Origin of the sequence: Halomonas sp. A29 (assembly GCF_046723295.1) — a bacterium.
Classification (GTDB): Bacteria; Pseudomonadota; Gammaproteobacteria; order Pseudomonadales; family Halomonadaceae; genus Halomonas.
Genome location: NZ_JAXQPR010000005.1, coordinates 229461 through 241576, shown reverse-complemented (window position 1 = coordinate 241576; position 12116 = coordinate 229461). Strand labels below are relative to the sequence as shown.

At 64.1% G+C, this 12116-nt stretch carries 14 protein-coding genes; 11 read left to right on the top strand and 3 right to left on the bottom strand.

The genetic code is table 11. The features are described from left to right. Positions 1-30: 30 nt before the first annotated feature. Complete coding sequence (locus SPH52_RS11525; protein ID WP_411795164.1) at positions 31-978, bottom strand: calcium/sodium antiporter; 948 nt, start codon at positions 976-978, stop codon at positions 31-33. Between the two features lie 141 nt (positions 979-1119). On the opposite strand from SPH52_RS11525, the gene SPH52_RS11520 reads away from it, so the two are divergent. From SPH52_RS11520 to hisD, 9 genes are all read left to right on the top strand, one after another. Continuing rightward, a complete protein-coding gene (locus SPH52_RS11520) occupies positions 1120-1932 on the top strand; it encodes an ABC transporter ATP-binding protein (protein ID WP_411795163.1) in 813 nt (270 codons plus the stop codon). Continuing rightward, positions 1929-2711, top strand: coding sequence for a lipid asymmetry maintenance ABC transporter permease subunit MlaE (gene mlaE / locus SPH52_RS11515; protein ID WP_411795162.1), 783 nt, complete (start codon positions 1929-1931; stop codon positions 2709-2711). Before SPH52_RS11520 ends, mlaE begins: the two co-directional genes overlap by 4 nt. A 37-nt stretch (positions 2712-2748) precedes the next feature. Then, positions 2749-3213: an outer membrane lipid asymmetry maintenance protein MlaD gene (gene mlaD / locus SPH52_RS11510; protein WP_411795161.1), complete on the top strand. Its 465-nt coding sequence runs from the start codon at positions 2749-2751 to the stop codon at positions 3211-3213. 51 nt (positions 3214-3264) lie between these two features. Next, on the top strand, positions 3265-3927 hold the full coding sequence (locus tag SPH52_RS11505) for a phospholipid-binding protein MlaC (RefSeq protein ID WP_411795160.1): 663 nt from the start codon (positions 3265-3267) through the stop codon (positions 3925-3927). Further along, positions 3924-4256 (top strand): lipid asymmetry maintenance protein MlaB, encoded by a 333-nt coding sequence (locus SPH52_RS11500; protein WP_411795159.1) that lies wholly within the window; start codon positions 3924-3926, stop codon positions 4254-4256. Before SPH52_RS11505 ends, SPH52_RS11500 begins: the two co-directional genes overlap by 4 nt. 136 nt (positions 4257-4392) lie before the next feature. Continuing rightward, positions 4393-4662, top strand: coding sequence for a BolA family protein (locus tag SPH52_RS11495; protein ID WP_197447799.1), 270 nt, complete (start codon positions 4393-4395; stop codon positions 4660-4662). Positions 4663-4675: 13 nt separating this feature from the next. After that, positions 4676-5938 carry a UDP-N-acetylglucosamine 1-carboxyvinyltransferase gene (gene murA, locus SPH52_RS11490; protein WP_411795158.1) on the top strand — a complete coding sequence of 421 codons (1263 nt, stop codon included), beginning with the start codon at positions 4676-4678 and terminating at the stop codon, positions 5936-5938. A 43-nt stretch (positions 5939-5981) separates the two neighbouring features. Beyond that, positions 5982-6644, top strand: coding sequence for an ATP phosphoribosyltransferase (gene hisG, locus SPH52_RS11485; protein ID WP_411795157.1), 663 nt, complete (start codon positions 5982-5984; stop codon positions 6642-6644). A gap of 67 nt (positions 6645-6711) precedes the next feature. After that, the gene (hisD, locus tag SPH52_RS11480) at positions 6712-8031 is read left to right on the top strand and encodes a histidinol dehydrogenase (RefSeq protein WP_411795156.1); all 1320 of its coding nucleotides are present in this window, start codon (positions 6712-6714) and stop codon (positions 8029-8031) included. Positions 8032-8060: 29 nt separating this feature from the next. Here hisD and SPH52_RS11475 read toward each other — a convergent pair whose 3' ends face one another. Beyond that, the gene (locus SPH52_RS11475) at positions 8061-9269 is read right to left on the bottom strand and encodes a Do family serine endopeptidase (RefSeq protein ID WP_411795155.1); all 1209 of its coding nucleotides are present in this window, start codon (positions 9267-9269) and stop codon (positions 8061-8063) included. A 101-nt stretch (positions 9270-9370) separates the two neighbouring features. On the opposite strand from SPH52_RS11475, the gene SPH52_RS11470 reads away from it, so the two are divergent. Beyond that, positions 9371-10132 (top strand): Nif3-like dinuclear metal center hexameric protein, encoded by a 762-nt coding sequence (locus SPH52_RS11470; protein WP_411795154.1) that lies wholly within the window; start codon positions 9371-9373, stop codon positions 10130-10132. 27 nt (positions 10133-10159) lie between these two features. Here SPH52_RS11470 and SPH52_RS11465 read toward each other — a convergent pair whose 3' ends face one another. Beyond that, positions 10160-10645 (bottom strand): YhcB family protein, encoded by a 486-nt coding sequence (locus SPH52_RS11465; RefSeq protein ID WP_411795153.1) that lies wholly within the window; start codon positions 10643-10645, stop codon positions 10160-10162. A 210-nt stretch (positions 10646-10855) separates the two neighbouring features. Here SPH52_RS11465 and zapE point away from each other — a divergent pair, with 210 nt between their 5' ends. After that, positions 10856-12040 (top strand): cell division protein ZapE, encoded by a 1185-nt coding sequence (gene zapE, locus SPH52_RS11460; RefSeq protein WP_411795152.1) that lies wholly within the window; start codon positions 10856-10858, stop codon positions 12038-12040. Positions 12041-12116: the final 76 nt, after the last annotated feature.

Here is a 12116-nt window from a genome sequence, read left to right as displayed (position 1 = left end):
CGATGATTGTTGCCCTTTGTGGGGAATCGCTCAAGTGGCACCGCTGGCCGCGGTGGCCAGCCAGGTCAGGTAGACGAGATAGGCGCCAAGGAACAGGGCGCCGGGAAGCCTTCCCAGTCGGTCATGGCGATGCCAAAGCAACAGCATGCCCATGCCCAGCGTCAGCAGCAGCATGATCGGGAAATCACGTTGCGCGGCTGCTGGATCGACCGGTCCCGGTGCCAGCAGGCCGGGAATCGGCAGTACCGCCAGAAGGTTGAAGAGGTTGGAGCCGATCACGTTGCCTATGGCCAGGTCGTGATGACGCTTGATGGCGCTGGCCACGCAGGCGGCCAGCTCGGGCAGGCTGGTGCCGATGGCGACTATCGTCAGTCCGATCAGCAGATCGCTGATGCCGAGGCCGCGTGCGATTTCGCTGGCACCCCAGACCAATGCTCGGGAGCTCACTACCAGGAGCAGCAGGGTTCCTGCTAGCCAGCACAGTGCCTTGGGCAGGGAAAGATCGGGGATCTCGCCGGCGAGGTGTGGGTCGGGGGTGTCTGCGCGCATCAGCCACCACAGGCTGAAAATCAGCAACAAGCCGAGGAAGAGCGCATCGAAGCGTCCCAATATGCCGTTGGCCAGTGCATAGCCGGCCAGGCCAGTGGCGCCGAGCAGCAGCGGCAGCTCGCGCCGTACCAGCGAGAAGCGGATGGGAATAGGCCTGACCAGGGCCGTGACGCCCAGCACCAGCCCGATGTTGGCGATATTGGAGCCCAAGGCATTGCCGGTGGCCAGGTCGGGTATGCCATCCAGAGCGGCAAATACGGCGACCACCATCTCGGGAGCCGAAGTACCCAGGGCCACGATGGTCATGCCGATCAGCATCGCGCTCAGCCCGGTGCGGCTGGCCGTGGCGGCGGCGGCATTGACGAAGCGGTCGGCGCTCCAGGTGAGCACGGCAAGACCCAGGGCGACCGTAATGAGGGGAAGCAGCATGGCACCGATCAGGACGACGATAGAGGTCGCACATTAGACGTCTTCAGTGGTCCGGGTGCAAGCGGCGCTGCCGGTCGGGCTGGCGTCGGGCAAAGGTGTTAGGATACGATGTTCGATAATTTTTTCTCTGGACCTTGCGGCATGATCGATTCCCCCTTCGTGGAGGTGAAGAATCTACATTTCTCGCGCGGTGAGAAGACTATTTTCAGCGGCGTCGAGCTGCAGATTCCCCGTGGCCGGATCACGGCCATCATGGGCCCCAGTGGCACAGGCAAGACGACCCTGCTCAAGCTGATCGGCGGGCAGTTGGCACCCGATGTCGGCCGGGTATTGATCGACGGGCAGGACGTGCATGCCTTGTCGCGCAAGGCGCTGTTCACCCTGCGTCGACGCATGGGCATGCTGTTCCAGAGCGGTGCGTTGTTCTCCGACCTCAGCGTGTTCGAGAACGTGGCGTTCCCGCTGCGCGTGCACACCGAGCTACCGCAGTCGATGATTCGCGACCTGGTGCTGATGAAGCTGCAGGCGGTGGGGCTGCGTGGGGCGCGGGAGCTGATGCCGGCGGAGCTTTCCGGGGGCATGGCGAGGCGTGTCGCACTGGCCCGGGCGATCGCGCTGGACCCCGATCTGGTGCTCTACGACGAGCCGTTCGTCGGCCAGGACCCGATCTCGAAGGGTGTGCTGGTGCAATTGATCAAGAAGCTCAATGAAGCGCTGGGTCTGACCGCCATCGTGGTCTCGCACGATATCCAGGAGACGCTGTCGATTGCCGACTATGTCTACGTCATCGCCGATGGCCAGGTCATGGCTCATGGCACGCCCGACAGCCTCGACATCGACGACGACCCTCGTGTCAGCCAGTTCGTGCATGGTGAACCGGATGGGCCGGTGCCTTTTCACTATCCGGCGCCGGACTATTTCCGCGACATGCTCAATCTGGAGGGGCGGCCATGATCGGGCGCATCCTGAGTCTCGGTCGGCGCGGCTGCGACTTGCTAGAGGCCCTGGGACGGTCGGGTCTGTTCCTCGCCCAGTCTGCCGTCGGCATTCCATCGCGCGAAGGCTGGTACCTGTGGCTGCGGCAGATGCACTTCGTCGGCGTACTGTCGCTGGCCATCGTGCTGGTGTCGGGCCTGTTCATCGGCATGGTATTGGCGCTGCAGGGCTACACCATCCTGGTCGATTTCGGCGCCGAGCAGGCGCTGGGACAGATGGTGGCGCTGTCGCTGCTGCGCGAGCTGTCGCCGGTGGTGGCGGCACTGCTGTTTGCCGGACGTGCCGGCTCGGCATTGACCGCCGAGATCGGCCTGATGAAGGCCACCGAGCAGCTCACCAGCATGGAGATGATCGGTGTCGACCCGCTGCGCCGGGTGGTGGCTCCGAGGCTGTGGGCCGGTTTCGTGGCGCTGCCGCTGCTGACCGTTGGTTTCAGCGTGGTCGGTGTCTATGGCGGCTACCTGGTCGGAGTCGAGTGGCTGGGGGTGTTCGAGGGCTCCTATTGGGGCAATATGCAGGCCAGTGTCGATTTCATCGCTGATGTCGGCAATGGCATGGTCAAGAGCCTGGTGTTCGCCCTGGTAGTGACCTGGATTGCCGTGTTCCAGGGCTACGACCTGGTGCCGACTTCGGAAGGCATATCCCGCGCCACCACGCGCACGGTGGTTTACTCCTCGCTGGCGGTACTGGGCCTCGATTTCGTTCTTACCGCGCTGATGTTCGGAGGGTTTTCCTGATGCTTGGTGGGTTCCTATCGCTTAACGGAGAGGCAGGATGAAGCGCAGCAAGACAATGGAGCTGGGTGTCGGCCTGTTCATGTTGGCCGGCATCCTGGGGTTGCTGTTTCTGGGGCTGCGGGTCAGCGGGTTGACCTTTACGGTGCCGGGCGACAGCTTCCAGCTCGAGGCCAATTTTGCCAACATCGGTGGCCTCAAGCCGCGTGCACGAGTCACCATGTCGGGCGTCACGGTGGGGCGGGTCGCCGCCATCGAATTGGATACCGAGTGGTACGATGCCCGGGTCATTCTGGAGCTCGATGCCGAGCTGGAGGACCGCCTGCCGCGCGACACCACGGCTGCCATCCTGACATCGGGCCTGCTGGGTGAACAGTATGTCGGGCTCACGGTCGGGGGTGATCCCGAGACGCTGGGCGATGGCGATACGATTCGCGACACACAATCCGCCCTCGTGCTGGAAGAACTCATCCAGCAATTCGTGTCCAATATGGTCAGTGACTGAGTATTTGCTTAAGCCACTCCCCTTATTTACCGCATCATTCGAGGTCGACCCATGAGCCAGATGACACTCTCCCTTGTCCTGTTTCGCCGTTTGCTGCTCGGGCTATGCCTGGCCCTGACCAGTCTGTCGGTGTCGGCTGCCCCGGAGCGCAGCCCCGAGCAGGTCATTCGTGACAGCATCGACGAGCTGATGGGCGAGATCGATGGGCGCAAGGACTACTACGCTGACAACATCAACGAGCTCAAGGCGCTGGTGGATGGCAGCCTCGACGATATCGCCGACTTTCGCTATATCGGTGCCAGTGTGATGGGGCGCTACTTCCAGAATGCCACTCCCCAGCAGCGTTCCCGGTTCGTCAACGTCTTTCGTCAGACCCTGATCGATACCTATACCAAGGGGTTGGTGACCTTCGATTACCGTGAGTTGCGCGTGCTCGAGAGCCGGCACGAACCTCGCCACGAGGACCAGGCTTCCGTGGCCATGGAGGTGGTGGCGATGGACGGCACCGTCTATCCGGTCAGCTACACGCTGCGCCAGAGCGATGACCAGTGGAAGGTGGTCAATGTCATCGTCAACGGCATCAACCTGGGGCTGACGTTCCGCAACCAGTTCGACCAGTCCATGCGCGACCATGGGCGCGATTACGATGCGGTGATCGCTAACTGGTCGCCGGAGATTGCCGCCGAGGAGCTGGAGGAGGGCGGCGACGCATGAGCCGACTGCTCGAGCGTGGCGGCGTAATGCTGGAATCCGGCCCACAAGGGTTGGCCGTCAGTGGCGATGTCGATTTCGAGATCGCCACGCCGCTGGTCGAGGCAGGTACCGCCTGGCTGGTCGAGCAGCCCGCCGGGACGCGCGTGGCGCTCGACCTGCGCGGCGTCGATCGGATTAGCAGCGCCGCTCTCAGCGTGCTGCTCGAATGGACGCGTCAGGCCCGTGCGGCTGGCGTCAAGATTCGTGAAGTCAGACTCTCGGAGCCGCTCGCTCGACTGACACGGGTGGCAGAGCTCGACGACCTGCTACCGCTTGCCGGCGAGGCCTGATCCGCGCCGGCAAAGCCCGGTTCCGGCATCGCCAAGCGCGATGCTTTTCTTTACCATGTAGGAATTCTTGTTCCTGGCAGCGGCCCTTGGTTGGGTCGCGTGCCGCTTTATTCGTCCCACAGGAGTTCCGTCTTTCATGCAACCCAGTGACGTCAAGGCGCTGCTCGAGGCACGCCTCGAGGATTGCGATTTCTACATCCAGGGCGAAGGCTGCAACTTCCAGGTCATCGCCGTGGGCGATGTCTTCGATGGCCTGTCGCCCGTCAAGCGGCAACAGCTGATCTACGGCGCCCTTGCCGAGGAGATCGCCTCCGGTGCCGTGCATGCCGTGAGCCTCAAGACCTACACGCCGGCGCAGTGGGCTAGTGCGCCGGAAAATGCGGCTTCACCTGGCCAGGGCGCCTGACGGTCGAGCATTCATGGACAAGTTGATCATTACCGGCAACGGACCCGTCGATGGCGAGGTCTGGGCCAGCGGTGCCAAGAACGCAGCGCTGCCTATCCTGTGCGCTACCCTGCTGGCCGACGAGCCGGTCACCATCGGCAACCTGCCGCACCTGCAGGACATCACCACCACGCTCGAGCTGCTGGGGCGCATGGGTGTCGAGCCGGTGATGGGCGAGAAGATGACCATCCAGCTCGACGGTTCCCAGGTGCGCGACTGCCACGCTCCCTACGAGCTGGTCAAGAAGATGCGCGCCTCCATCCTGGTGCTCGGCCCCTTGCTGGCGCATTTCGGCCATGCCGACGTCTCTCTGCCTGGCGGCTGCGCCATCGGTTCGCGACCGGTGGACCTGCACATTCGCGGGCTCGAGGCCATGGGGGCCGAGATTCACGTCGAGGGCGGCTATATTCGTGCGCGTGTCGACGGGCGGCTCAAGGGAGCCACCATCTTCTTCGATACCGTCACCGTCACCGGTACCGAGAACCTGTTGATGGCAGCGACCCTGGCGGAAGGCACCACGGTGCTGGAGAACGCCGCGCGCGAGCCTGAGGTGGTGGATCTGGCCGAGTGCCTGATCAAGATGGGCGCGAAGATCCGTGGCCACGGCAGCAACAACATCATCATCGAAGGCGTCGAGCGGCTGCACGCGGCCTATCATGACGTCATGCCGGACCGTATCGAGACCGGGACCTTCCTGGTCGCCGCTGCGCTCTCGCGCGGCCGAGTGAGAGTCCGCAATACCCGTGCCGATATCCTCGAGGCGGTGTTGGCCAAGCTCGAGGAGGCCGGTGCCAAGGTGACCATCGGCGATGGCTGGATCGAGCTGGACATGGAGGGGCGGCGTCCGCGGCCGGTCAATATCCGCACCACCCCATACCCGGGCTTTCCTACCGACATGCAGGCCCAGTTCGTGGCGCTCAACGCCGTGGCTGATGGCACCTCTCGCGTGGTCGAGACCATCTTCGAGAATCGCTTCATGCACGTTCAGGAGCTGAACCGCATGGGGGCGCAGATCGCGCTCGAGGGCAACACCGCGATGATTACCGGGGTCGAGCGCCTCTCCGGGGCTCCGGTCATGGCTACCGACCTGCGCGCCTCGGCGTCGCTGGTGATCGCGGCGATGATGGCCGACGGCGAGACCCTGGTCGATCGTATCTATCACATCGATCGCGGCTACGAGTGCATCGAAGAAAAACTGCAGCTGCTGGGGGCTCGGATTCGCCGCATTCCTGGTTGAACGGGCGGCGTGGGCGCACAGCTTCCGACCATTAGGCGAGAGCATGAGCAAGCAACTGATACTGGCCCTGTCGAAGGGCCGCATCCTCGACGAAACCTTGCCGCTGCTGGCGGACGCCGGCATCGTTCCGGCCGAGGATCTGGGCAAGAGCCGCAAGCTGCTCTTCGATACCAACCTCGACGACGTCAAGTTGGTGGTCATTCGTGCCACTGACGTACCCACCTATGTCCAGTTGGGGGCTGCCGACCTGGGTGTGGCGGGCAAGGACGTGCTGCTCGAGCACGGCGCCGAAGGCCTGTATGAGCCGCTGGACCTCGAGATCGCCAAGTGCAAGCTGATGACGGCGGGTATCGATGGCGCCAAACCGGCGCGCGCGCGACGCCGGGTGGCCACCAAGTTTGTCGATGTGGCGCGTCGTTACTACGCCGAGCAGGGTATTCAGGCCGAAGTGATCAAGCTCTACGGGGCCATGGAACTGGCGCCGCTGATGAATCTGGCCGACGAGATCGTCGACATCGTCGACACCGGCAACACGCTGCGTGCCAACGGCATGTCGCCACGCGAGCTGATCGCGCAGATCAGCACGCGCCTGGTGGTCAACAAGGCGGCCATGACCATGAAGCACGAGCGCCTCAAGCCGCTGATCGCGCGCCTTGCCGTAGCGGTGGAGCGGCGGCGGGCCAATGCCGGGTCGACGGTTCGATAGCCATCCTGCTTGATCTCGGCAACGAGACTATTTCCATTGACCCTTTCAACTGGAGGCGTAGGCGACCATGAGCGAAACCCTTGGGTCCGTCGATATTGCCCGGCTGTCGACCGAGGACACCGATTTCGAAGTGCGTCTGGATGCGCTGCTGTCATGGGAGGGCGTGTCGGACGCCGAGGTCCAGGGGCGCGTAGCGGAGATCATCGCAGCGGTTCGTGAACGGGGCGATGCAGCCCTGATCGAGTATACCCAGCGCTTCGACCGGCTGGCGGTCGCAAGCATGAGCGAGCTGACGCTGGGAGCGGCTCGGCTCGAGCAGGCCTTCAGGGGCCTGCCCGATGCTCAGCGTGATGCCCTGGCCCAGGCCGCAGAGCGCATTCGCATCTATCACGAGCGACAGAAACCGACTTCCTGGTCCTATACCGAGGAGGATGGCAACGTGCTCGGTCAGCAGGTCACGCCGCTGGACCGGGCCGGCATCTATGTGCCGGGCGGCAAGGCGGCCTACCCTTCCTCGGTATTGATGAATGCCATTCCTGCCCATGTGGCGGGAGTGCGCGAGATCGTCATGGTCGTGCCCACGCCGGACGGCGTGCTCAACGAGCTAGTGCTGGCAGCGGCCCACCTGGCCGGGGTGGATCACGTCTTCACCATCGGCGGTGCCCAGGCGGTGGCCGCCATGGCTTATGGCACCGAAACGGTGCCGCAGGTCGACAAGATCGTGGGGCCCGGCAACATCTACGTGGCGACCGCCAAGCGTGCGGTGTTCGGCCAGGTAGGCATCGACATGATCGCTGGCCCCTCAGAGATTCTGGTGGTCTCCGATGGCGGTACCGAGCCCGACTGGCTGGCCATGGATCTGTTCTCCCAGGCCGAGCACGACGAAGATGCCCAGGCGCTGCTGGTCAGCTGGGACGAACGGCATCTGGTCGACGTCGAGGCGGCCATCGCTCGCTTGCTGCCGACGCTGGAGCGTGAGGAGATCGTGCGCCAGTCGCTGGCGCGTCGCGGGGCCTTGATCCACTGCCGCGACCGCGACGAGGCCGTGCGCCTGATCAACCGTATCGCCCCGGAGCACCTCGAGCTCTCCATGGCCGACCCGGAGGCGCTGCTGCCCGAGGTACGCCACGCAGGAGCGATTTTCATGGGGCGTTACACCGCAGAAGCTCTCGGCGACTACTGCGCCGGACCCAACCATGTGCTGCCTACCTCCGGCACGGCGCGCTTTTCTTCACCGCTGGGTGTCTACGACTTCCAGAAACGCTCTTCGATCATCCACTGCTCCGAAGCGGGGGCGTCGTCGCTGGGCAAGGTGGCCTCGGTGCTGGCGCGCGGGGAGTCCCTGACCGCACATGCCCGCTCCGCCGAGTACCGTATCAAGGAGTAATACCCAGCGTTTCTTGTGCCAGCCTCCCTTCAGCGCTCGAACTGTCGTCCGGGCGGCAGCGGGCGCTCGCCGACTTCCAGGTCGACGGTGAATTTCTCGCCGCTGCGTACCAGTGTCAGGGGGAGCGTGGCGCCGGGCTCGATGGCCGCGATATCGCTCATGGCGGCGCGGGCATCGAGGATCGGCCGCCCATCGACTTCCAGTAGTACATCACCCGGGCGCAGGCCGGCCAGTGCGGCCGGTCCCTCGGGCACCACGCCGGAGATGACCACGCCTCGCGGCGCCTGCAGGCCGAAAGAGGCCGCCAGGTCCTGAGTCATCTCCTGGGCCTCGATGCCCAGCCAGCCACGAATGACACGCCCCTGGGTCACCAGAGCTTCCAGAATGGAACGTGCCAGGCGCGTAGGAATGGCGAAGCCGACCCCTTGGGAACCTCCCGAACGGGAAAAGATGGCGGTATTGATTCCTACCAGCGAGCCCTCGGCGTTGATCAAGGCGCCGCCGGAGTTGCCAGGGTTGATAGCGGCATCGGTCTGGATGAAATCCTCGTAGGCGCTCAGGCCCAGGTGGCTGCGCCCCGTGGCGCTGATGATTCCCATGGTGACGGTCTGGCCTACGCCGAAGGGGTTGCCGATGGCCATGGCAATATCGCCCACCGCGACGTCCTCGGTATCGGCGAGCTGAATCACGGGCAGCTGGTCCAGGCCGATGCGCAGCACGGCCAGGTCGCTCTCGGGATCGGTGCCGATCACCTCTGCGAGCGTTTCCCTGCCGTCACGCAGGGCTACCTGGATCTCGTCGGCGCCGTCGATGACGTGATGGTTGGTCAGCACGTAACCATCTTCGCTGACGATGACGCCGGAACCCAGGCTCGACAGCAGGCGCTGCTGGGTTGGCAGGTCGTCGGCGAAGAATTGGCGGAAGAACGGATCCGACATCAAAGGATGTTCCTCGCGCGCCACGACCCGTGACGAGTAGATGTTGACGACAGCCGGTGCCGCCTTTTCGACAGCGGTCGAATAGCTGGCCGGTCCCTGCTGGCGTGCCAGGGGCGGAGCCTGCTGGAGTTCGGGGGAGGGGCGCGATACCTGCTGCACCTCGGTCGTCAGCGTTGGCTGGGCGGGCGCCCCTGGCGGTGATGGGCCGCGGAGCAGCTGCGGAAAGGTATTGAGCAAGACAATGGCCAACAGCACGCCGATGAGGACGGGCAGGGCATAGGCAATGAGAGAACGTCGCATGCGGCGTTTCCTGGTCGGCGGGCGGTCGATGGCTTTCCGCTCAGTCGTTACAATGGAGGCAATTGTAACATCGACTGCGAAGCGCTGTCCGGGAGGCGGGAATGATTTTGCGAGACGAGTTGGTGCGGGCCTGCGATACCTTGCTCGGGGCACCTGCCTTCAAGGATTACACCGTCAACGGCTTGCAGGTGGCCGGGCGCGCCGAGGTACAGCGCGTGATGAGCGGAGTGACCGCCTGCCAGGCGTTGCTCGACGAGGCGGTGGCGTGGGGGGCGGACCTGCTGCTCGTCCACCATGGCTACTTCTGGAAGAACGAACCGGTACCCATCACCGGAATCAAGCAGCGGCGCATTCGTACTCTGCTGCTCAACGACATCAACTTGCTGGCTTACCATCTACCGCTGGATGCCCATGCGGAGCTCGGCAACAATGCCATGCTCGCTCGGCGTCTCGGCCTACGAGTCGAGGGTTGCGCCGACGGCGAACTGGGCCAAGGGCTGGTCTGGCTCGGCAGTCTGGCCGAGGATACTGCACCCACTGCACTGGCACGTCATGTCGGCGAGCGCCTGGGGCGAGAGCCGCTGCTCGTCGAGGCGCCTGGCGTTGGACAGATTCGTCGCGTCGCCTGGTGCACCGGCGGCGCCCAGGACATGATAACCCAGGCTTGGGAAGCCGGTGCCGAGGCGTTCATCTCGGGCGAGATCTCCGAGCGCACCACGCACCTGGCCCGTGAACTCGGTATCCACTACCTGGCTGCGGGGCACCATGCCACCGAACGATACGGCGTTCAGGCGCTGGGGGCTTTGCTCGAACAGGAGTTTGGTGTCGAACATCGCTTCGTCGACATCGACAACCCGGCATGACGGACAGAGCGGGCGGGTCATGGGCGATCAGTAGCGCGGGGGCTGCGGGGTCTCGCTCTTGTCATCGCTGGGCTTGAGGCCGAAATCCTCCGACAGGGTACCGCCGGAACCATCGGCGTAATCGCGCGGTGCCGGTATGTCGTCATCGTTGCCTGTCAGGGCCGGTCGGTCGGCTGCCGCGAGCTGCTTGGCCGACTTGAGTTGCTCGGCCGACTTGAGCTGGCGGCCAGCGGGGAGGTCGCAGTGCAGCGTACTGGCATCCTCGGTGAGACGGTGTTCGAGGGTGCGCATCTCGCGCTGGATATTGCTCACCATCATGCCGACCTGGCTGAAATGCTCGTTCATGCCCTCCCGCAGCACGTTCAGCTCACGCTCGCGTTCGGCCGCCTGGCGGCGCAGTTCCTGCGTGCGCGTTGCCGACGCACCGAACATGCGATAGCCGATGGCGCCGATGCCAAGGCCGGCCAGCAGGCTGACGATAGCGACGATCCAGTTCACATTGCCGTAATCCACGAAGTTCTCCCTGATACAGGTACACGCCGATGCCAGTGCCGCTTCCCGGTTCGAGTCATAGGCTGGCCGGCCCATTATAGAAGCGTTGGCAGCCAGCGGGTCAACGGTCGGTGGCAACTGGCGGCGCGGCCATTATTCTGCGCACGGCGCCGGGGATGCGTATAATGCGGGCCTGTAACGACACGAGCCAAGATCAGCAAGGAATCTTCCATGTGCGCTACCGTGACGTCCGCGGGGTCCCATTCGGCAGATGCCGGCACGCCGCTGGCGCGCTACCGGGCCGACCTCGAGCGCGACGACTTTCACTACGATCCCGCCCAGGAGCAGGCCGTTGAGCACCTGCAGCGCCTCTACGACCAGCTCGTGGCATCGCCTCGGACCGAGCCGCGGGCCGTAACGACGGGGCGTGGCCTCAAGTCCAAGGTGGCGGGTCTGTTCGGCAAGCGCGACAAGGGGATTGGAGGTCCGGTCCTGCCTGCGATTCAGGGGCTCTACTTCTGGGGTGGGGTGGGGCGAGGCAAGACCTATCTGGTCGATACCTTCCACGAATCCCTGCCTTTTCCCGACAAGATGCGCACCCATTTTCATCGCTTCATGCAGCGGGTGCATAACGAGCTGGAGCATTACAAGGGTCAAAAGAACCCGCTCACGCTGATTGCCGGCAAGTTCGCCGCCGAGGCGCGGGTCATCTGCTTCGACGAGTTCTTCGTCAAGGACATCACCGATGCGATGATCCTGGCCAATCTGCTCGAAGCGCTGTTCGAGCGCGGCGTGGTGCTGGTGGCGACCTCCAATATCGTGCCGGACGAACTGTACAAGGATGGCCTGCAGCGAGCCCGTTTCCTGCCGGCCATCGACCTGATCAAGCGCCACTGTTGCGTGGTCAACGTGGACTCGGGCGTCGACTATCGTCTGCGTGCCCTGAAGCGCGCCGAGATATTCCATGCTCCGCTGGACGATGCGGCGGAGCGAGAGCTGGCGCGCAGTTTCCGTGAGATTGCCAGGCACGCGGGAGAACTCGACGTGCCGATCGAGATCAATCACCGCGTGCTGCGAGCGCGACGCCTGCATGACGATGTGGTGTGGTTCGAGTTTCGCGAGCTGTGCGACGGGCCGCGGAGCCAGAACGACTACATCGAGCTGGCCCGGGAATTCCACACCGTGCTGGTTTCCAACGTGACCCGGATGGGCGCGGCGACCGACGATCAGGCGCGTCGCTTCATCAACATGGTCGACGAGTTCTACGATCGCGGCGTCAAGCTGCTGATGTCGGCCGAAGCGCCTGCCGAGGCGCTCTATGCCGACGGCCGCCTCGGGTTCGAGTTCCAGCGTACTCTGTCGCGCCTGCAGGAGATGCAGTCCCACGAGTACCTTGCTCTGCCACACAAGCCGTGATGACGGGCTCGATAAGGCTTTAACCTGGGTGCGCAAATCATGTAGAATGCGCGCTTCTCGACCGTTGTCGCTGCTT